Source organism: Deferrivibrio essentukiensis (assembly GCF_020480685.1).
Classification (GTDB): Bacteria; Chrysiogenota; Deferribacteres; order Deferribacterales; family Deferrivibrionaceae; genus Deferrivibrio; species Deferrivibrio essentukiensis.
The window spans coordinates 84,252-106,093 of record NZ_JAJAFU010000003.1 but is presented as its reverse complement, the minus strand read 5'-3'; the positions used below and the strand labels follow the sequence as shown (position 1 = coordinate 106,093).

Below are 21,842 nucleotides of genomic sequence, written 5' to 3'. Positions count from 1 at the left end.
TACACTTAATCGATACCTGTCAAATCAATACCTTTTTCTCTATATTCGTTGAGCTTGTTGCGCAAAGTCCTGACAGTGATCCCTAACAGCTCTGCAGCTTTGGTACGGTTGCCGTCAACTTCTCTTAAGGTTTTTAATATAAGCTCTTGCTCCATTTGAGAGATTGTGACACCGGCTTCTAATTTTATGTTATCATGCTCTTCATGAATATTATTTTCATATGTTATAGATTGGATTTTTTGCTCACTTGAGAGTGTGTCATTGAATGTTATGCCGTGTAAAAATAAATCTCTCGGGGTGATGTATTTTTCTTTGGAAAGTATTACAGCTCTCTCAATCGTATGTTCTAATTCTCTGACATTTCCAGGCCAATCGTAATTTAGTAAATGGTTTACTGTTTCCTGAGAAAGCTCCTTTAAAGGTTTTGAATTTATTTCGCTGTATTTTTTTATAAAAAAACTTGTCATAGCCATTATATCTTCTTTTCTCTTTCTCAAAGGGGGCAATTCTATATTTATTACATTTAGTCTGTAATATAAATCTTCTCTGAAATTTCCTTTTTCTACTTCATCTTTTAAGTTTCTGTTAGTAGTGGCTATTATTCTGACATTTATTTTTTGTTTAGTTGTGGAGCCAAGCCTTTCTATCTCTTTTTCCTGTAAGACTCTCAAAAGCTTGGCTTGAAGATTTAGCGGGACTTCTCCTATTTCATCCAAGAGGAGAGTGCCTCCATCTGCAAGCTCAAACTTACCCGGTTTTTTATTTATTGCCCCTGTAAAAGCACCTTTCTCATAGCCAAAGAGTTCGCTTTCGATTAGACTTTCGGGGATAGCCGCACAATTTATGGCAATAAATTGCCCCTTTCTCTTACTGTTTTCATGAATAAATTTAGCGACTACTTCTTTACCTGTACCTGACTCCCCTGTGATAAGGACTGTAGCTTCAGTGGGAGCTATATCCTTTGCTATATTAAAAACCTCTTCCATAAATTTGCTTTTGAATATTAAATTTACTTCCCCCTCTTTTTTGGAATGTTTTACTTCCTGAATTTCAAATACCCTTGAAATCATCTCTTCAATAACGTTAAGAGGGAAAGGTTTGATTATAAAGTCGAAAGCACCTTCTTTTAACGCTTTAATGGCATTATCAACTGTGCCGTATGCGGTGATAAAGCATATAGGGGTGTGAATCCCTGCAGATTTAAGCATTTCGTACATTTTAAGTCCGTCAACCTTTGGCATCCTTATATCGGATATAATCAAATCATAAGTCTTTTTCATTGCCATATCAAAGCCTTCACTGCCATCTGAAGCGGTATCCACATCAAACCCCAGCCTTTTTACAGTTTCAAGAAGCGCACTTTGCATATTATCGTCATCATCTACTATTAAGATATTTCTTTTGTCGGCCATAACCACCTCATGAATAAATTTATTTTGGCATTATTATCTTAAAACTTGTGTACTCATTAGGTTTGCTTTCCGGAATAATATTTCCTCCATGAGCTTTTATGATTTTATAGACTATTGATAAACCAAGCCCTGTCCCTTTTGCTTTTGTAGTTTGAAAAGGGATGAAGAGTCTGTTTAAGAAATCTTCTGAGATTCCATGTCCATTATCAGTTATTTCTATTTTTGAGTATTTGTCATCAGAAAATGAACTAATCATAATTTTTCCACCATTATCAACAGCATCAATAGCATTGTGTATAAGATTCATTATACACTGTTTAGTTAGTTCGATATCACAGTAAATAGTATCATTTTCATTTATTTTGTTTATAAATTGAATATTTTTATCTTTCATAAGATGCATCAAGTAAAGCACCACGTCGTCTACAATATCTGCAATAAAGTATAACTGTTTTTTTACTTTGACGTCCTTAGTAAACAGTAAAATATTTGAAATTGTGCTGTTTATTGTTTTAATCCCCTTTAATATTGAGTTGGTAAGGTTAATTTTTGGTTCATCCCCTTTTAAATCCCTTTGAAGAAGAGAGGTGAAAAGCTCTATGCTGCCAAGTGGATTTCTAATTTGATGGGCAATATTTGCAGCCATCTCACCCATAAGGGCAAGTTTTTCATTTCTTTGTTTTTCTATCTCCATCAGTTTGAGATTGGTAATGTCATCAAATATATAAATCAAACCGCTAACATTATTCATATTAAACTTGCTTACGCTAACTTTAAAATAATTGTCTTTGATACTAAATTCAAACAACCCTGTTTCATCAAAAGTGTATAATAAATTTAAAAATTCATTTCCAAAAGTTTTTATTATATTTTCGGCTATGTTATTTTTGAGAAGTATCTCTTTGTCGCTGTTTATGGTAAGAATTCCACTGCTGCTGTTCATTAATATAGTATCTACAAGCTCACCATATTCTTTTAGTTGCTGGTTTTTTACCCTGATTTCATCTTTTAACCTTTCCACTTCGCCTTTAAGTGCTTCATAACTTGCAGTGAGATTGTTAGATGCTTCACTGAATATTTTGAAGGCTTCATGTAGTTCATTTATATCTATTGATTTCTTAGTTTCTTTTTCCAATTTAAGTCCTCTAACTCCATCACGGCTTCTTTGTAAAAAGATGAATTTTTATACTTAATTGATACTTCATTAAAATGTTTTAAAGCATTTTCTTCATCTCTGTTTTGAAGGTGTATTTTTCCTAAATAGTAATGGGAATCCCCCAAAATATTGTCATCTACTTTTTTCAAAGCTATAATTTTCTCAAAAAATTGCTTAGACTTGTCGTAATTGTTTGTGTTATAAAAATAAATTCCGCCATTTAACAGGAATCTTATAATCTCTTGACTGGTATAGTTGTTGTAGTCAAATATTTCATTGTAAAAGTTTTCCACTATCAGACTATCATTTATTTTATTTATCATTTTGGCCCTTAATATATATGCTAATTCCCTGTTTACCGTATATTTTCTTAATTCATTTATCCCCTTTATCGGATTAGTTTTATAAAATTCATTAGCAAGAAACTTTATTTGATTAATATCAAGTTTATTTATGTCGTAATCAGCCGTGTTTTCATTTAGCAACATTTTGATGATAAAAATATCGTTATTTTTTACCCCTTTTATATTTTGTATGATTTTCTTTGCTTTTTGGATTTCTCCAAGAGAATAGTAAGCATACGCCACGTAACTGAAAATAGAATCTTTTGTGCTTTCAGTCAAATATTTGAGCCAAGATATGTTATCGTGGTAAGTTTTGAGAATATCTATATGATTGCTTTCTTCTGCTAACTTGCTGAATTTATGTAATAAATTAGAATTTAATATTTCTTTTAGCTTATTACTGTGTTTTCCATTTTCAATATTTATAAAGTATTCTTTTAGAAAGAGCAGAGTAGTATCAATATTGCCTGTGCTGTCAAGCATCGTGATATACTCATAATAAGTAATGTCAAGCAATTCTTTCCATCTGTCAGCATTTGTAAGCTCTTTGTTTGTAGCCATATATGTTTGTGCTTGATCTATTACATCGTGATATTTTCTATCATTTAAAAGAGCAAGTATTTCATTATATCTGATATCCTCAAGGATTGAGTTTATCTCCTTTTTAAATTTTGTGTCGGGGAATTCGTTCAAAAGCTTGCTAAGTTCGTTTTTAGCCATATCCAGATTGCTGTTTTTAAAATAGTTTTTTGCATTTTCCATATAGATTTTCTGTTTGACATCATATGCCTGGCTAAGATATGGGGAGTCAAAAAAGGATGACTCAAAAATTTTAATATATTCAAGTGCATTATCAAACATTTTTTCTCTGAAATAAGATTGAATTATCAGCAAATACCCTTCAGATTTGATATTGACATCAATATCTGAATTTAAAACATCTCTTAAGAATTCTAACCAATAGTCAGTTATATTCCTTTCCAAATATTTTTTTGCATATCTGACTGCAGAGAGCTGCCCCCCTTTTTTGTTAAAATATTTATTTTTTGCATCAAGGTAAAGTTGGTCTGCAAGTTTATCTTTCCCTGTTTTTTCTAAAATTTCGGCTGCTTTAAACATTGCCAAATCAGCATATTTCCCTTCCGGATAAAGATTGTAAATCTTCTCATATATTGAAATTGCTTTGTCGTAAAATTCTTTTTTTTCAAGAATTGATGCAAAGTTGTATAATATATCTTCTCCAAGTTCATTATACTCAATATCGCTATCAAGTATTTTGGAAAAGTATTCATATGCAGCATTTGTATCTTTTAACTGATTATAAAGCATACCTATTTTTGCATAAAGCTTAATATTATCTACTTGAAACTTACTGAGCATTTCCCTGTAGCTTTCGATTGCCTTGTCATATTGCCCTATATTTTCATATATCTGTCCGATCTTTTCGTATGCTTTTTTGGCAAGCTCTGTATCAGGCATAGCATTAATTATATTTCTGTATTCAAAAACTGCTTCAAAATATAGACCTGCACTCTCTTTCGCGATTGCAGAATTCCAAAGAGCATCAATATAGAGATAGCTGTTTGAATATCTTTTTGCAAAATCCTCAAATATTGCAGATGCTTGTACATAATTTCTATCTGAAAATTTGCCTAACCCCATATATGCCTTTCCAAGTAAGAAATATGCTTCTTGACCGTATATGTCATTACCATGCTTGTTTATAAAGTCATTTATCTGATTGATTGCATTTTGATAGTCTTCATTCTCAATTTTATTTTTTATTGCCAAAAGCTCCGATTCGGCAGCAGGGTCTTTTATAATCTCTTTGCCAACGACAGCTTTAGGGTTTTCTATGGTATTTTGTATATTGAAATTGTTGTTTATCTTCCTTTTCGTAATAAATACTTTTACCTCTTTTTTACCTGCAATCGCATCAATACTTGCAGGTGTTTTTAGATTTATTATGAGCTGATTGTTTATTGAGCGAATGTTTTCGATAAAGTTATCCTTAATATTATCGACTTTAATATCGAGATTTTTATTAAAAGTTATTGTGGCAGTACCATTGTCAACTTTTGAATCTATAATATTTATATTCTCAATTTTAAGCAATAGCTCTGTTGCAAAGCTAAGCTGTTTAATGAGAATTTCCCCTGCAAATAGATGAATGTTACTAATTGTAAGTATTGCGAAAGTTAAAAATATTTTTCTCATACAACAAAATATAGCAGAAAATAATGAATATTTAAATATTTTAATCGATTATAGCATTTTTATAGTAGTGTTTTTATTTTTGCGGGGGTTGACAAATAAGTATAATATGTTAGCCTTAGCATGTTATGTACTTTTTAACACCAAAAGCTAATCAAAAAATAAATATCTTAAATAGCACTGTAATTCTTTTTTAACAGTTTTACGATATGGAGGATGAATGAGCGAAAAACAAAAAATAGTTGTTAATAATTTATTTAAAATTTTCGGACCTACCCCTGAAAAGGCTTTAAAACTTATAAAGCAAGGGTTAACGAAAGATGAGATATTCAAAAAAACAGGTAATAATGTAGGGGTTCAAAATGCATCATTTTCCATAAATGAAGGTGAAATATTTGTCATAATGGGTTTATCCGGCTCCGGCAAATCTACACTTGTAAGGATGCTTAATAGGTTGATAGAGCCTACCAGCGGTGAAGTTATAATTGATGGTAAAGATATTACTAAAATGAAATATAATGAGCTTATCAGCTTGAGAAGAACTCAGATGAGCATGGTTTTTCAGTCTTTTGCGCTTTTACCTCATTTGAATGTTATTGATAATGTTTGTTTTGGTTTGGAGCTTGCAAAAGTCGAAAAGAAAAACAGATATGAAAGAGGGATGGCTGCACTTGAGCAGGTAGGGCTCTCTCAATACGCTAAAAGTATGCCTGATGAGCTATCAGGTGGAATGCGTCAGAGGGTAGGGCTTGCAAGAGCTTTGGCAGTTGATCCTGAAATATTGCTTATGGATGAGGCATTTTCTGCACTTGATCCACTAATTAGAAGTGAAATGCAGGATGAGCTTTTGGAGCTGCAATCAAAACAAAAAAGGACAATTGTGTTTATTTCTCATGACCTTGATGAGGCAATTAAATTAGGTGATAGAATAGCCATAATGGAAGGTGGTAGAATTGTCCAGATAGGGACTGCAGAGGAAATATTAAAAAATCCTGCTGATGACTATGTTAAAGCATTTTTTAAAGGTGTAGACCCGGCTAATATTTTAACAGCCGGCGACCTTCTGAGAAAAGATACTCAAGTTACGGTAATCAGACATCCCGGAGATGGCCCAAGGGTTGCTTTGCAGAGATTAATTAATTATGACAGAGATTTTGGATATGTTCTTGATAAGGATAGAAGGTTTGTTGGTATTGTTTCCGCAGATAAATTAAAAGAAATACTAAATGATGACAGAGAGCTGACAATTGTAGATGCACTAATAGAAAAGGTTGAGCCGGTTAATATAAATGAGCCTATGCAAAACTTATTGGAATTGCTGGCTAAATCCAATGTGCCTATCCCTGTGGTTGATGATGATATGAGATTTAAGGGGGTTATCTCAAGGAACTCTTTTATAAAATCTTTGTATCAAAATAAGTCTGAGATGGAGAATGTAAATGTTTGATAAGAAAGTTATTCCTTTGGATAAATGGGTTCAGGACGGTATCGATTATATTGTCGATAATTATCGTGATTTTTTTCAGGCAGTAAAGTTACCAATAGAAAAGACGCTTGATTGGCTTGATTGGTTATTTAATGCGGTTAATCCAATTATTATTATAATTTTGTTCGCCTTTTTAGCTTACAAATTATCAGGGAAAAAACTTGCAATCTTTTCGGTGATTACTTTTGTGTTTATCGGATTATTAGGGTTATGGCATGAATCTATGACTACTCTTGCCATGATAGCAGCGTCGGTATTCTTTTGTGTCTTGGTAGGTGTCCCTCTTGGAATTATGTCAGGTAAGAGCGATAGATTTGAAAACGCCCTAAAACCTTTGCTTGATGCAATGCAGACAACTCCTGCATTTGTATACCTTATCCCTGTAGTTATGCTTTTTAGCATAGGAAATGTTTCCGGGGTAATTGCTACTATCGTATTTGCACTTCCTCCGATAGTTAGATTGACAAGTCTTGGGATTAGGCAGGTTGATAAAGAGCTTGTAGAGGCAGGGATAGCTTTTGGAGCTACAAAGTGGCAACTTCTTTTAAAGGTTCAGATACCTTTGGCTTGGCCTACGATAATGGCAGGGCTTAATCAGACAATTATGATGGCTCTCTCAATGGTAGTTATTGCTGCTTTGATAGGCTCTGGCGGTTTAGGTGAGCCTGTTTTCCAGGGGCTTAACAATCTTGATATCGGGTTAGCATTTATCGGCGGCATCAGTATAGTTTTAATGGCAATAGTTTTAGATAGACTTAGCCAAAACATAGGAAGAAAAAATAAATAGGAGGATGTTATGAAGAGATTTTTTTTAACAAGTTTGCTAATAATTATTTTGGCATTCCCGGCTTTTAGTTATCAAGAGTTGCCGGGAAAAGGTATTACAGTGAGGCCTGCAAGGGCAACATGGGATACCGGATATTTTCAGGAAGCTCTTATCAGAAGAGCCCTTGAAACCTTGGGGTACAACGTCAAAAAGCCTAAAGAGCTTCAGAACGCACTTTTTTATAAGTCGGTTGCACTTGGGGATGTAGACTATTGGGCAAATGGTTGGTTTCCAAATCACTGGGGGCAAACACCTAAGAACTTTAAAAAGAAGGCCGGAATATATGGGACCGTTGTAAAGGCAGGCGGACTTCAAGGTTATTTGGTATCAAAAAGTGCTGTTGATAAGTTTAATATCAAATCTCTTGATGACTTTAAGAGGCCTGAAGTTAAAAAAGCGTTTGATGCAAATGGGGATGGTAAAGCTGACTTGGTAGCATGCCCTCCTGGTTGGGGTTGTGCTTTGGTTATAGACCATCATATGAAAGTTTACGATTTGGCAAATGATATTAATCTTATAAAAGCATCATACGCAGCAAGTATGGCAGAAGCTATGGCAAGACATCAGAAAGGTGAACCGATTTTCTTTTATACTTGGGCCCCAAATTGGACTATTTTTAAGCTAAAGCCGGGCGAAGATGTGATGTGGATAAATGTACCTAAAATTATACCGAGATCTTCTCAGAAAGGTGCTGAAGATAGGATGACAGTAAGTGGAGTTAAGGGTGCTGTAACTGATCCATTGAAAGCTGGCTTTGTGGTAAGCGATATAAATATAGTAGCCAACCATAAGTTTATGGAAAAAAATCCACCGATCAAAGCATTTTTTAGTGTATTTTCCCTACCTTTAGAAGATATTAACGAACAAAATACCAAAATGTATGAAGGTGAAAAATCAGAACAAGATATTCAGAGACATGTTGACCAGTGGATAGAAAAAAATAAAGAGAAATGGAATTCATGGCTTGAAGAAGCAAGAAAAGCTGCAAAATAGTATTTACAGCCCACTCTTCTAAAGTGGGCTAAATTTTTGTTTTTTGTTCCTTCCGATTATTGTAATACTTAAAAAAATTTAATCAAATTAAACTTTACTCTTTAAATTTTAGGATTTTTATACTATGTTTTTATATTAATACTAAAACAAGGAGTTTTTTATGGGCAAAAATCTTTTTCAAAAGGTGTGGGATATTCATAAAGTTGCCGACCTGCCAGGTGGAAGGACGCAACTATTTATAGGCTTACACCTTATACATGAGGTTACAAGTCCTCAAGCCTTTGCTATGATTAAGGAGTTAGGGTTAAAAGTTGCATATCCTAACAGGACTTTTGCAACGTGTGACCATATCATTCCTACGGATAATATAACAAGACCTTTTGCTGATTCTATGGCTGAAGAGATGATGCAGGCACTTGAAAAAAATACCAAAGAGAATGGGATTACTTTTTTTGGTCCTGAATCAGGGTATCAAGGGGTTGTGCATATTGTCGGCCCTGAATTGGGGCTTACGCAACCAGGTATTACTGTTGCCTGTGGGGATTCCCATACTGCCACTCATGGTGCTTTCGGGGCAATAGCTTTTGGTATAGGCACAAGTCAGGTAAGGGACGTTTTGGCTACGCAGACAATGGCTCTTAATGATTTAAAAGTGAGAAGAGTTGAGGTGAACGGTAAGCTTAAGCCGGGTGTGTATGCAAAAGATATAATTTTGTATTTAATTAGGCATTTAGGGGTAAATGGCGGAATCGGGTATGCTTATGAATTTGCCGGGAGTACAATAGAAAACCTTTCAATGGAAGGAAGAATGACTGTTTGTAATATGGCGATCGAAGGTGGAGCAAGGGTAGGTTACGTCAATCCTGATGAAAAAACATTTGAATATTTAAAAGGTAAAAAATATGCACCAAAAGGTGAAAATTGGGATAAAATGCTTTCTTACTGGGAGAGTATAAAATCTGATAAAGATGCAGAGTACGATGATGTGGTGGTATTTAATGCGGAAGATATAGAACCAATGGTCACTTGGGGAATAAACCCTGAGCAGGGGGTTGGAATATCTGAAAAGCTTCCAATAGATGACAATCCGTCATTTAAAGAAGCTTACGAGTATATGAAGCTTAAGCCGGGTGCCCCTATTAAAGGGACTAAGATAGATGTGGTTTTTATAGGGAGTTGTACGAATGGGCGTATTGAAGATTTAAGAGAAGCCGCAAAGTATTTAAAGGGTAAGAAAGTAGCAAGTCATGTGAAAGCTCTTGCCGTTCCGGGGTCAACTACTGTTAAGGCAAAAGCTGAGGCGGAAGGGCTTGATAAAATATTTATTGAAGCTGGTTTTGAATGGAGAAATCCGGGCTGCTCCATGTGTCTTGCAATGAACCCTGACAAGCTTATTGGGGACCAAATCTGTGCTTCTACTTCCAATAGGAATTTTAAAGGAAGACAAGGCTCATCTTCGGGAAGAACAATTTTGATGAGTCCTGCAATGGCTGCTGCAGCAGCGGTTACGGGTGAAATCAGTGATGCAAGAGAAGTCTTTGAGTTAAATTAAGGGGGAAAATATGTCTATTAAACCTATAAATAGAGTGATAGGAAAAGCTGTTCCAATTTTAGGTGATGATATTGATACTGATAGAATAATACCTGCAAGGTATCTGAAATGTGTGACTTTTGACGGTATTGGAGAATTTGCATTTTATGATGAAAGATTTGACAGTGAGGGTAAACCCAAAAAACATCCGCTAAATGACAACAGGTTTAAAGATGCATCCATAATAATAGCCGGTAATAATTTTGGTTGTGGCTCTTCAAGGGAGCACGCTCCGCAGTCCATTAAAAGGGCAGGATTTAATGCAATTATAGCTGAAAGTTTCGCTGAAATTTTTTATGGTAATTCCACAACTTTAGGGCTTGTCTGCGTTACTTTACCAAAAACTGAAATTGAAGAATTGGCAAAAACCGTAGATGCAAACCCGAATATTCAAATTGAGATTGATATTGAAAGGGAAGTGATTAGAGCCGGAGAAAAGGTATACAATTGTGGAATAAAACCTTCCACAAAAAAATCTTTTTTGGATGGGGAATATGACAGCCTCGGAGTGCTTTTGAAAAATATGGATAAAGTCAAGGAAGTTGAGAAAAATCTGCCATATAGTTTTGCATAAAAGTATACTTCGGCAATTGTGACAATGGTTGCCGAAGCACTTTTTAAAATGACTAAAAAAAGATTAATAGACAGATGCCAAAGTAAACTTTCCCTTGAAAATATGCTCTCTTGAGGTTATAAGTTTTCAGCAAATTGTGGGTTAAAAAGCATACAGTTTGTTTTTTTAATCCTTTTAACAGAATATGGAGGCATTATGTCGTTTTATCTGCTTGAAATTGGGACTGAAGAGATTCCTGCCGGGTTACTTAAACCTGCATACACTTTTTTAAAGGAAGAGTTTGAAAGACTTTTCAAACAAAACAATATAAATTTCACTCAAATAATTTCTAATGGTACACCAAGAAGACTTTTTGTTTATATTGATGGGCTCCCTGAAAAGCAAAGTGACAGGGACGAGATTATTATTGGACCTCCAGCTTCAATTGCATTTGATGAAAGTGGAAAACTTACCAAAGTTGCTTTGGGGTTTGCAAAATCTAAAGGGATTGATGAGGCTGACTTATCAAAAGTTTCAACCGATAAAGGGGAATATCTGCAAGGGGTAAAGCGTATAAAAGGGATATCGACTTCTGAATTTATTTTAAACCATATAGAAGAAATTGTTTTAAAAGTCCCTTTCAAAAAGTCTATGCGTTGGGGCAATAAAAATATAAGATTTGCAAGGCCTATACATTGGTTTTTGTCTATTTTTGACGGAAGAGTACTCCCTTTTGAAATAGATGGAATCAAAGCATCAAACATTTCTTACGGTCACAGATTTATGGCAAAAGATTCTTTTGCTGTGACTGATTTTGATTCCTATATCGATAGTCTTAAGAAAATGTATGTTTTTGCAACATTTGAAGATAGAAAAAGTGAAATATTGAACCAGATTAAAAATATTGAAAAAGAAAAAGGTTTCGTTGTCCCTGTGGATGAAGAGTTATTGGATACTGTAGCAAATCTTGTTGAGTATCCTTATGCAGTGATTGGTAGTTTTTCCGAAGAGTTTTTAAAACTTCCTCAGGAAGTATTGGTTACCTCCATGAAGGTGCACCAAAAGTATTTTTATATTCTTGATGATGCCGGCAATATACTAAATTATTTTATTGGCATTTCCAATACTAAACCTGTGAACGACAATGTCAGAAATGGTTATGAAAGAGTTTTAAGAGCAAGACTTACCGATGCTATTTTCTTTTATGAAAACGACAAAAATGTTCCTCTTGAAGAAAGAGCAAATGAACTTAAAAAAGTTGTATATCAGGAAAAGCTTGGTACTTCTTGGGAAAAGGTGGAAAGATTTACTAAGATTGCCGAAAAGATTACCTTGGATGTTGATAAATCCAAATTAAATACTGTTAAGAGAGCTTGCCAACTTTGTAAAGCTGATTTGATGACAGAAATGGTTTATGAATTTCCTGAGCTTCAAGGGTATATGGGGATGATTTATGCAAGATTGCAGGGGGAAGATGAAAATGTTGCTTTGGCTATAAATGAACATTATATGCCAAGGTTTGCTGGGGATAATCTTCCTACGACCTTTGAAGGCTCTGTGGTTTCGATTGCAGATAAAATAGACACCATCTGTGGTTGTTTTGCCATAGGCCTTATTCCTACAGGTAATAATGACCCATATGCTTTGAGAAGGGGTGCCATAGGTATATTGAATATTCTCAGAGAAAAGAAAATTGCTATTAATATTGTAGAATTGATAAGGTTTGCCCTCGAGCAGTTGACTCAAAAGGCAAATTTTAATGTGGAAGAATTGACGCTAAAGGTGTACGAATTTATTATTCAGAGGTTTAAGCAGATTCTTGTCGGTGAAGGGGTCGACCCTGAAGTCTTCGAGTCGGTTTCAGATAATTATTCAAGCATACTGAAAATAGAAAAGGCCGCCAAGGAGATTAGTCCTAAGCGGAATTCCGAGGACTTTATGACTGTTGCGGCAAGTTACAAACGAATCGCAAATATCCTTAAAAAAGCGGATTACAGTAATATAGATTATAAAGAGAGCTTATTTACGACAAGTTATGAAAAAAGATTGGCAGAGCTTTTGACTTCAACCAAAAAGCAGATTGAAATAATGATAGAGAATGAAGATTTTGGAACAGCTATGAATGAGCTTTTAAATATGAGAAGTGCTATAGATGAGTTTTTTGATAATGTTATGGTTATGGATAAAGATGAAAACATAAAGAATAACAGGCTTGGACTTTTGGCATCATTAAAGGTGACTTTTGACAAATTATTAAAGTTTGAAAAAATAAACTGAAATAAATTAAACAGGGGGTAGCTGATGTCAGCTAAAAAGTTTGTCTACTTTTTTGGTAACGGTAAAGCAGAAGGTGATGGTAAGGACAAAAATCTATTGGGGGGGAAAGGTGCAGGTCTTGCTGAAATGACCAATCTTGGTATTCCTGTTCCGCCGGGATTTACAATTACCACCGAAGCTTGTATCGAATATCAAAAAAAACACGGATATCCTGAAGGGATGTGGGAACAAACTCTTGAGGCAATGAAAAAGCTTGAGGAAGCTGTAGGTAAAAACTTCGGAAGCACAGAAAATCCTTTGCTTGTTTCAGTAAGAAGTGGTGCGAGAGTTTCTATGCCGGGTATGATGGACACAGTTCTTAATCTTGGTCTTAATGATGAGACGGTAAAAGGTCTTGCCAAGGCTTCTGGAAATGAAAGGTTTGCTTATGATTCATACAGAAGATTTATTCAAATGTTTGGCGATGTTGTTTTAGGGGTAGATCATCACAAATTTGAAAAAGTCTTAAGAAAAATGAAGCAAGATAGGAACGTTGAGAGTGATACAGAGCTTAATGCAGAAGATTTAAAGCAGCTTGTAGCAGAATATAAAAAGATAGTTGAAGACGAAACAGGGAAGCCATTTCCTCAGGATACAACAAAACAGTTGGAATTTGCAATAAATGCTGTTTTTAATTCTTGGGATAATCAAAGAGCAAAAACTTACAGAAAGTTAAACAAGATTCCTGACGATTGGGGGACAGCGGTAAATATTGTGGCAATGGTATTTGGCAATATGGGGGATGATTGCGGTACCGGTGTTGCGTTTACAAGAAATCCTTCTACAGGGGAAAAAGAATTTTTCGGTGAGTTTTTGATAAATGCTCAAGGGGAAGATGTTGTTGCAGGTATAAGAACTCCTGAGCCGATTGCAAGACTAAAAGATGAAATGCCTGAGGTTTTTGCCCAGCTTGAAGATGTTTATAAGAAGCTTGAAACTCACTATAAAGATATGCAGGATATTGAGTTTACAGTTGAGCGTAAGAAGCTTTATATGCTTCAAACTCGAAGTGGTAAAAGGACTGCAAAGGCAGCTGTTAAGATTGCTTATGATATGTTTAAAGAGGGGCTTATTGATAAAAAGACTGCAGTGCTTAGGGTATTGCCTGAGCAGGTAGATCAGCTTTTACACCCAATGATTGACCCGAAAGAAAAGTACGCTACTATAGCAAAAGGGCTTCCTGCTTCTCCGGGTGCCGCTGTTGGTAAAGTAGTATTTTCTGCTGAAGATGCTGAAAAAATGGCTGCTGCAGGGGAAAAGGTAATTTTGGTGAGGAATGAAACTTCTCCTGAAGATATCGGTGGTATGCATGCATCTGAGGGGATATTAACTGCTACCGGAGGTATGACAAGTCATGCTGCAGTTGTTGCAAGAGGTATGGGTAAATGTTGTGTTGCCGGTTGTGGTGCTTTGAAAATAGATGAAGCCAAAAAAGTGTTTACCGTTGGAGACAATGTAGTTAAAGAGGGTGATTTCATAACTATAAATGGTAGCACAGGTGAAGTTATTCTTGGAAAAGTTACACTTATAGAGCCTGAGTTATCCGGAGAATTTGCAGAAATTTTAAAGTGGGCTGACGAGTTTAGAACTCTTGGTGTAAGGACAAATGCTGATACTCCGCACGATTCAAAAATTGCCAGAGATTTTGGTGCAGAAGGGATTGGACTTTGTAGAACTGAGCATATGTTCTTTGATGGGGATAGGATTGATGCAGTGCGTGAGATGATTTTGGCTGAGAACGAAGAAGGAAGAAGAAGAGCACTTGAAAAGGTTAAGCCTTACCAAAAAGAAGACTTTATAGGTATATTCAAGGCAATGGACGGCTTGCCTGTAACAATCAGGTTGCTTGACCCGCCACTTCATGAATTTATCCCTCATACTGATGAAGATATTCAGAAGGTTGCAGATGCATCCGGTATCCCTTTTGATAGGTTACAGAAAAAGGCTGAGGAGCTTAAAGAGTTTAACCCTATGCTTGGTCATAGAGGGTGTAGACTTGGAATTACTTTCCCTGAAATTTACGAGATGCAAGTATACGCTATAATGGAAGCTGCTTGTAAAGTTAAAAAGGAAGGGGTAAAAGTATTACCTGAAATAATGATTCCACTTGTGGGACATTTTAAAGAGCTTTCAATATTAAAAGAGATGGTAAATAGAGTTGCCGAAGAGGTAATGAATTCATATAATGACAAAATTGAGTACCTTGTGGGAACTATGATAGAATTGCCAAGAGCAGCTTTAACTGCGGATGAGATAGCTGAATATGCTGAATTTTTCTCATTCGGTACAAACGACCTTACTCAAACAACCCTTGGACTTAGTAGGGATGACTCAGGCAAATTCTTACCTGAATATGTAGACAAAGGAATTTATAAGGAAGATCCGTTTGTTTCTATAGATGTTTCTGGTGTAGGTCAGCTTGTTGAGCTTGGAGTTACTAAAGGTAGGAAGACACGTCCTAATTTAAAGACAGGGATATGTGGTGAGCACGGCGGTGACCCTGAGTCAATATATTTCTGTCAGAAGGTTGGACTTAATTATGTGAGCTGTTCACCTTATAGGGTGCCCGTTGCAAGACTTGCAGCTGCTCATGCTGCTTTAAAAAATATATAATAAAGGGGGGTTACCCCCCCCTATTTTTTGAGGATTATATGGGACTTATTTCGGGAAGCCTGACATTTTTCAGACTTCATTTTCAAGAAGCTCTTAAACTATCCAATCGGGAGATTCAATCAGCCCTTGAGCAGTATAGCTTTAATAATTTGTTTGAGGAAGAAAAGTTTGTAAACTACGGTTTTGTACCGTTTGATTTTCCGGTGCAGACAGATTTTTTGACCGCTGAAACGGATTTTGACGGACTTTCCGTTTTTGGGGTTAGAATAGATGAAAAAAAAGTAAACAAAAAATATTTTGATATAGAATTTGAAAGAATGAAAAATGCATTTATGCAAGAGAATGGAAAAACATATCTCACAAAAACAGATAAAGAATTTATTAAAAATGCACTCAATACTAAATTGTTGAAGAATTCTTTGCCAAGCACCTCTATTGTTGAAGTTATTTTAAATCAGGATGAGAAATGCATTTATGTGTCTGCTTTGAATACTAAAGTTATGGATATATTGGAGCATCTTTTCAGACTGGGATTTGAAATAGCCGTATACAGAGAAAGTATGGTAGAAAACGTTAGAAAAAAGACAGGTAATGCTAAGTTGATTGATGACATGCTAAAGCTTACACCATATAATTTTTAGGAGAGAAGGTTGAATCTTTATACAGATAAAAAAGATATTACATTTCTTGAATCTGAGTTTTTAACGTATCTTTTAGGTAAGTATTACTTAGGTGACAATGTATTTGAGAGTCAAAACGGCTCTTTTTATTATGAGGCTAGCAAACATATCGTACTTTACGACCCTAACAGTGAAGAGAAGATATCTATTGAGTCGGACGATTTTAATTCATGCAAAGAGATTTATACATCTTTAAAAGATGGTAAAAAGGTATTTGAACTTTCTATAAAGGTCAAAATGGAGAGTGTTTCTTTTGATATCACTTTTAGAACAGACCCTTTGAGAATAGTGAGAGTCAACGCACCAAAAAGTATTGCTGAGGAGCTTCAGGATAAGGTGATTGAAAGGGCTCTGTATTTAAAAGAGATTTACGAAATATATGATATTTTGTTGAGTGATTTTGCTCAAAACAGAACAACTGATGATTGGTATATATTTATACGAAAGTTTAGAGAATTTATCGCAAATAGCTAAAAAAAATCCGACTCAAAATTAAAATATGCTATAATTGAATATGAATAGTGTTAAATTAGCTGAGAAGCTATTTGGATTGAATTTTTCGGAAATAGTTATTTCAGATGGGGATGGACTCATCATGGAATACCGCAACGGGAGTAGTACAATCTCGCAACTGACTGTTAATAAAAATAATCTTCAGATGAAGTTTGGTTTTGATAAAAATATTAATGGAAATGTAAATACTGAATTGTTATCAGAATATTTTGAACAGCAAATAAAAAAAGAAAGTCTAAACTGTTCTCAAAGTGTGTTAAAATGCTCCGATATTTTGCTAAGTGTCTTGGAAAATAGGAATCTTGATGAAAGCCTTAAGTTGATTTCCAATCTTCTCTTGTCCGAAGGAAATTTTAAAAGTATTGGGCTTATGTTGTTCAATGAAGCTGTAATGACTCTCAAGTGTGTATTTTTTGTTTCAAAGGATAATTCAAATAAAGCGCTTAACAATTTTAAAAATTTTGTAGCCAATATAGATAATAAGAGTGTGCTTACAGATATTCTGTTTTATAACAAAGTTGAATATGTTGACCTTAATGCAATTGGGTTTGAAAATATTAAAAGTTGCTTTGACGGAAAAATTTTGGCGGGTAATGTCTTTTCCAAGACTGGTCCTACAGGCATTGTGCTGGCTCAGCCTTTATTTTACGATAAAGGTACTGAAGAGCAATTTAAATTTTATGTTAGAATGATTTCAGTTGCCATAGAGCTCAATAAAATGTTTAAAATGTATGATTTTGCGGTTGAAGATATTAAATATTTTAAGGAAAATGTAGCCAAAACAAGCACTTTGGCTCAGGTAGGCAAATTTGCGGCTACTGTTGCACACGAGATTAAAAACCCTCTTGTTGCAATTGGAGGTTTTGCTGCAAAGCTTGAAAAGTATATTAATGACCCGAAAGGTAAAACTTATTTGAATATTGTAAATAGTGAAATTGAGAGATTGGACAGAATTGTTTCGGATATACTTGGGTATTCAAGACAGAATAAATTAAATTTTGAACAGGTTGAAATCGGCGACCTTGTCTATTCAACTATTGAGCTGATTTCTGAAAAATTACGTATGAACAATATTGAGCTTTCTATTGACATAGATAGTGAACGTGTAAAAGTCAATGCTGATGTTAAGAGGATTAAGCAGGTTTTATTGAATATCTTTGAGAATGCGATACATGCAATGGAAAAAGGCGGTATTCTAAAGATTTCTACAAAGTGTAACAGCAAAAAAATATATGTTAATATAGAGGATACTGGGTGTGGTATCCCAGAGGACATTTTAAGCAAGGTGTTTGACCCTTTTTTTAGCACTAAAGAGCACGGGACAGGCCTTGGACTTTCTATATGTAAAGAGATAATTGGCAAACATGGCGGAAATATTAAAATAAAAAATATAAGTAACGGGGCATGTGTGACGATAGAGTTGCCTTTAGGGAGAAGTTATGAAGAATAAAGTTTTAATCATTGATGATGATTTTAGTATAAGAGAGTTTTACAAAACTTTTTTTGTAGAGAATGGTTTTGACGTAATAACCGCTGAGGACGGAATCGTCGGACTTGAATATTTTAAGGAGCAAAAACCTGACATAATATTACTTGATATCAGTATGCCGGAAAAGAATGGGCTTGATGTATTACGAGAAATAAGGGAGATTGATGAAAATATACCTGTATTTCTACTGACCGCATACGAAGAGCATAAGAGGAATTTTGCTTCCCTTTATGCAGATGAATATTTTGTAAAAACAAAGAAACCGTCCCTTATCCTTGAAAGGGTAGAAAAGGCGATAGAAAAAAGGAGATCTAAGTTAAAAAGCTAATTTTTAGCAAGCCACTTTTTAACTAAATAACTTTTCAAGGCATGCATCCCACCACCTTTTTTAACGATATCAAAGCATTTAGAGTGATTATTTACCGATGAGCCTGCAATGTGTGCAATTTCTGAAAGAGCGGTTGAAAGCGGTGCCGTGGGGCCAACAAAAATTATTTCGCATGTATCTTTTGCAAAATTTATAAAATCATCTGCAGTAAAATTTACAAGAGTTGATCCGGTTATTATAAGATAATCTGTTTCTCTTAGAAATAGTTTTGCAAAGTTTGGTTTAATTGTGCCGGGGATGTTTTTAAGTTCATAAATATCAAGCCTCTTTGCTGTATCTTTGATTTTTTTTGTAAGGGGTTTGAAGTCACCTATCATCCCTACAGTTTTATTTTTAAAGTCAAATCTGTCATATAGTTGCAAATTATCTTCAACACCATTTTTTAGGATAGAATTTATCATAGCTACCAAGATGCTGTTAAGTAAGAAGTTATTATTGTAGATAAATCCTGCGACCTCTTTACCTTTTATTCCTTTAAGGGATGTAATATCTACACAACACTCTGATTGTTGATTGTCAAAAAATGAATAAGCAAGCCCTGTTCCGGCTTCTGTTCGTACAGCAACGTAATTAAGTCCTATTACATAATCCTCTATTGTCAAACTTTTTAATGTGTCATAGACTTCATCAACTATATTTTCGAGTATCAGGCTACTTGTGCCTTTTTTTAAGTTCATCTATCACACTTTCAAAAGATATGTTTTTATATTCAAGTGCCACAATTAAATGATAAAGATAATCAGCTGCCTCTGAAATTATCCTCTTATCAGACTGTATTAAAAAAGCCTGGATAAATTCAGCATTTTCTTCTCCAAGTTTTTTGATTATTTTGTTTTCTCCACCTTCAAAAAGCTTAGCAGTGTAAGAGCTCTCAGAAGGGTTTATCTTCCTGTCATGAATTATTTTGACCAAATTCTCAAGAAATGATAAGTCCATTTACAACCTCACATTTACGCCGTTATTTTTTAAAAATTCTTTAACTTCTTGCACGGTGTATTCTCCAAAATGAAAAATACTTGCTGCAAGTGCCGCATCAGCTTTACCCTTTGTTAAACCATCAAGTATATGCTGTGCGTTTCCGACTCCACCGGAGGCAATTACGGGAATTTTTACTGCCTCTGCGATATTTCGTGTCAAATTAATATCGTATCCATCTTTTGTACCATCTTTGTCCATTGAGGTTAAAAGTATTTCACCTGCGCCATATTCCTGCATGCGTATTGCCCATTTTATAGCATCAATCCCGGTAGGATTTCTGCCGCCATGGGTAAATACCTCCCATGTGTTTTCCCCAACCATCTTTGCATCAATTGCCACAACAATACACTGTGAACCGAATTTCTTTGATGCCTGTTTAACAAATTCGGGGTTTTTTACCGCGGCTGTGTTTATAGAAACCTTATCGGCTCCTGCATTAAGAAGATTTCTTATATCCTCAAGGGTTCTTACGCCACCGCCTACAGTTAGTGGCATAAATATTTTTTTAGCTGTTTTTGCCACAATATCAAGGATAATGCCCCGGTTTTCATGGCTTGCTGTAATATCAAGAAAGGTAAGCTCATCCGCTTTTTGCCTGTTGTACTCTTCAGCAACCAGAACCGGGTCACCTGCATCTTTCAAATCAAGAAATTTTGTCCCCTTTACTACTCTGCCATCTTTAACGTCAAGGCAGGGAATAATTCTTTTTGTGAGCATATAAACACCCTTATTAAGCCTTTTTTGCTTTTATCTCATGAATAAACACAAAAGTCAAAAAGGAAAGTCCAAAAATTCCAAAATATCCCGCATGGCTGAATACATCTTGAAAAGCATTACTTAAAGCCTGAACTGACATAGCTTTTCCAAGCAAAACACCCATTTTCAGATCTATAACATCGGGACTTAAAAGGCCAGAGAGTTGCTCTTTAAGTGTAGTGAAATAATAGTACACATGTGACTGATTTTGCATATTTCCAATTTCTTCAAAGTGTAAGTTATATTTAGATTGCAACGTGTTAGTCGCGATTGCCGTGCCAAATGACCCACCCATAAATCGTAAATAATGCAAAAGTCCAACGCCAAGACTTGTTTTATCTTTTAAGTGTCTCATGGCAAGTGTAGTAATTGGAGCAAAAAAACTGCCCAAAGAAAATCCGAGAGGGACTGTCAGCAAGATAGTTTGGACTGATGGCGTATAGTAATTTAACTGTGGCATAAGAAATACACTTGTTAAAATGTAAAGCACAGTATTAAAGAGTAAAACATAATGCTCGCCAATTTTGTCTGAAAGTATCCCTGCTATAGGAGAAGTAAGCCCTATAAATATGGCAAATCCCAACATATGAAGGCCTGTTTGTAGGGTAGTAAAATGCCTAAGGTTTTCATAATAAAGTGGTATTAGATAAAAAAGCTGATAGATTGAAAGCCCAAGTGTAAAGAAATATATTAGTGTGGCATACCTATATTGAGGAATTTTAAAGATAGAAAAGTCGATTAGTTTATATTTTGAAATAAGTTCGAAAATTATATAAATTATAAGAGATATAGCACTTAAGAAAAATAGTACAAAGATAAAATTAGACTGAAACCACCCTTTTTGCTGCCCTTTTGATAGCATAATTAGTAGTGATATTGTAAATGACGCAAGAAAAAAATAGCTTATAAAATTAAATTTAAATTTCTCAGTAGATTTTGAATATTTTGGTAGAAGAAGAAGCCCCAAAACCACTACCATAAGACCAATAGGGATATTAACAAAAAAAACACTCCTCCATCCGAGGTGTTCGGTAAGCCACCCGCCGAGTGTCGGGCCAAGTGCCGGAGCAAAACTTACTCCCATTCCGTAGATACCCATAGCAAGCCCTTTCATATGAGGGGGGTAAAGAGAAAACAGAATTGCCTGAGCTGAAGCTACTACAAAAGCTTCTCCTGTGCCTTGCATACATCTAAAAACTATCATCTGCGTCAAGTCAGAAGAAACACCGCATAAGTAACTTGATATTGTGAAAATTGTTATCCCTATAATAAAAAGCTTGCTGAGCCCTAAGACTTTATCAAGAGATTCTACCAACAATAATGCTGTGGCAGCTGAAGCCATATAAGATGTAATAACCCACTGCACACCGTATAAATCTGTTTTTAGCGGAGCCATCATTTTTGGTACTACAACATCTACTATTGTTGTATCTAATATTGCCATAAATGTACCAGCCATCACCACAAAGGTGATTAAAAGGCGTCCGATTAAACTAATCTGCTCGTATATCGGTTTTTCATTATCAATAACCAT

18 protein-coding genes are annotated in these 21,842 nt (G+C 35.0%); 11 read left to right on the top strand and 7 right to left on the bottom strand.

Annotated features, from left to right (window positions below):
- Window positions 1–5 precede the first annotated feature (5 nt).
- The 3 genes from LF845_RS02700 to LF845_RS02690 are packed head-to-tail and all read right to left on the bottom strand — an operon-like array spanning window position 6 to window position 5,129.
- Window positions 6–1,412, bottom strand: coding sequence for a sigma-54-dependent transcriptional regulator (locus LF845_RS02700; RefSeq protein ID WP_242819455.1), 1,407 nt, complete (start codon window positions 1,410–1,412; stop codon window positions 6–8).
- 19 nt (window positions 1,413–1,431) lie between these two features.
- Window positions 1,432–2,547, bottom strand: coding sequence for a sensor histidine kinase (locus LF845_RS02695; RefSeq protein ID WP_242819454.1), 1,116 nt, complete (start codon window positions 2,545–2,547; stop codon window positions 1,432–1,434).
- Window positions 2,520–5,129: a tetratricopeptide repeat protein gene (locus LF845_RS02690; RefSeq protein ID WP_242819453.1), complete on the bottom strand. Its 2,610-nt coding sequence runs from the start codon at window positions 5,127–5,129 to the stop codon at window positions 2,520–2,522. Before LF845_RS02690 ends, LF845_RS02695 begins: the two co-directional genes overlap by 28 nt.
- A 217-nt stretch (window positions 5,130–5,346) precedes the next feature.
- Here LF845_RS02690 and proV point away from each other — a divergent pair, with 217 nt between their 5' ends.
- From proV to LF845_RS02635, 11 genes are all read left to right on the top strand, one after another.
- A complete protein-coding gene (gene proV / locus LF845_RS02685; RefSeq protein WP_242819452.1) occupies window positions 5,347–6,573 on the top strand; it encodes a glycine betaine/L-proline ABC transporter ATP-binding protein ProV in 1,227 nt (408 codons plus the stop codon).
- Entirely contained in the window at window positions 6,566–7,399 is an 834-nt protein-coding gene (locus LF845_RS02680) for an ABC transporter permease (protein WP_242819451.1), read from the top strand. The genes proV and LF845_RS02680 overlap by 8 nt, the downstream gene beginning before the upstream one ends.
- A 9-nt stretch (window positions 7,400–7,408) precedes the next feature.
- Window positions 7,409–8,431 carry a glycine betaine/L-proline ABC transporter substrate-binding protein ProX gene (gene proX, locus LF845_RS02675; protein WP_242819450.1) on the top strand — a complete coding sequence of 341 codons (1,023 nt, stop codon included), beginning with the start codon at window positions 7,409–7,411 and terminating at the stop codon, window positions 8,429–8,431.
- 160 nt (window positions 8,432–8,591) lie between these two features.
- Window positions 8,592–9,983, top strand: coding sequence for a 3-isopropylmalate dehydratase large subunit (gene leuC, locus LF845_RS02670; protein ID WP_242819449.1), 1,392 nt, complete (start codon window positions 8,592–8,594; stop codon window positions 9,981–9,983).
- A gap of 10 nt (window positions 9,984–9,993) precedes the next feature.
- On the top strand, window positions 9,994–10,596 hold the full coding sequence (gene leuD / locus LF845_RS02665) for a 3-isopropylmalate dehydratase small subunit (protein WP_242819448.1): 603 nt from the start codon (window positions 9,994–9,996) through the stop codon (window positions 10,594–10,596).
- A 195-nt stretch (window positions 10,597–10,791) separates the two neighbouring features.
- The gene (gene glyS / locus LF845_RS02660) at window positions 10,792–12,852 is read left to right on the top strand and encodes a glycine--tRNA ligase subunit beta (RefSeq protein ID WP_242819447.1); all 2,061 of its coding nucleotides are present in this window, start codon (window positions 10,792–10,794) and stop codon (window positions 12,850–12,852) included.
- A gap of 24 nt (window positions 12,853–12,876) precedes the next feature.
- Window positions 12,877–15,504, top strand: a complete 2,628-nt coding sequence (ppdK, locus tag LF845_RS02655; RefSeq protein ID WP_242819446.1) for a pyruvate, phosphate dikinase — start codon at window positions 12,877–12,879, stop codon at window positions 15,502–15,504.
- A gap of 38 nt (window positions 15,505–15,542) precedes the next feature.
- Complete coding sequence (locus LF845_RS02650; RefSeq protein ID WP_242819445.1) at window positions 15,543–16,145, top strand: hypothetical protein; 603 nt, start codon at window positions 15,543–15,545, stop codon at window positions 16,143–16,145.
- Between the two features lie 9 nt (window positions 16,146–16,154).
- Complete coding sequence (locus LF845_RS02645; protein ID WP_242819444.1) at window positions 16,155–16,658, top strand: hypothetical protein; 504 nt, start codon at window positions 16,155–16,157, stop codon at window positions 16,656–16,658.
- Between the two features lie 40 nt (window positions 16,659–16,698).
- A complete protein-coding gene (locus tag LF845_RS02640; RefSeq protein WP_242819443.1) occupies window positions 16,699–18,147 on the top strand; it encodes a sensor histidine kinase in 1,449 nt (482 codons plus the stop codon).
- Window positions 18,137–18,514: a response regulator gene (locus tag LF845_RS02635; RefSeq protein ID WP_242819442.1), complete on the top strand. Its 378-nt coding sequence runs from the start codon at window positions 18,137–18,139 to the stop codon at window positions 18,512–18,514. Before LF845_RS02640 ends, LF845_RS02635 begins: the two co-directional genes overlap by 11 nt.
- Here the strand turns inward: LF845_RS02635 and LF845_RS02630 are convergent.
- From LF845_RS02630 to LF845_RS02615, 4 genes are read right to left on the bottom strand one after another with little or no spacing between them, the layout of a single operon-like run.
- Window positions 18,511–19,251 carry a Rossmann-like domain-containing protein gene (locus tag LF845_RS02630; RefSeq protein WP_242819441.1) on the bottom strand — a complete coding sequence of 247 codons (741 nt, stop codon included), beginning with the start codon at window positions 19,249–19,251 and terminating at the stop codon, window positions 18,511–18,513. The two genes, LF845_RS02635 and LF845_RS02630, sit on opposite strands and share 4 nt — an antisense overlap.
- A complete protein-coding gene (gene hisE, locus LF845_RS02625) occupies window positions 19,226–19,510 on the bottom strand; it encodes a phosphoribosyl-ATP diphosphatase (RefSeq protein ID WP_242819440.1) in 285 nt (94 codons plus the stop codon). The genes LF845_RS02630 and hisE overlap by 26 nt, the downstream gene beginning before the upstream one ends.
- Window positions 19,511–20,269: an imidazole glycerol phosphate synthase subunit HisF gene (gene hisF / locus LF845_RS02620; RefSeq protein WP_242819439.1), complete on the bottom strand. Its 759-nt coding sequence runs from the start codon at window positions 20,267–20,269 to the stop codon at window positions 19,511–19,513. It abuts the gene before it with no gap.
- Window positions 20,270–20,282: 13 nt separating this feature from the next.
- Window positions 20,283–21,842: a DHA2 family efflux MFS transporter permease subunit gene (locus tag LF845_RS02615; protein WP_242819438.1), complete on the bottom strand. Its 1,560-nt coding sequence runs from the start codon at window positions 21,840–21,842 to the stop codon at window positions 20,283–20,285.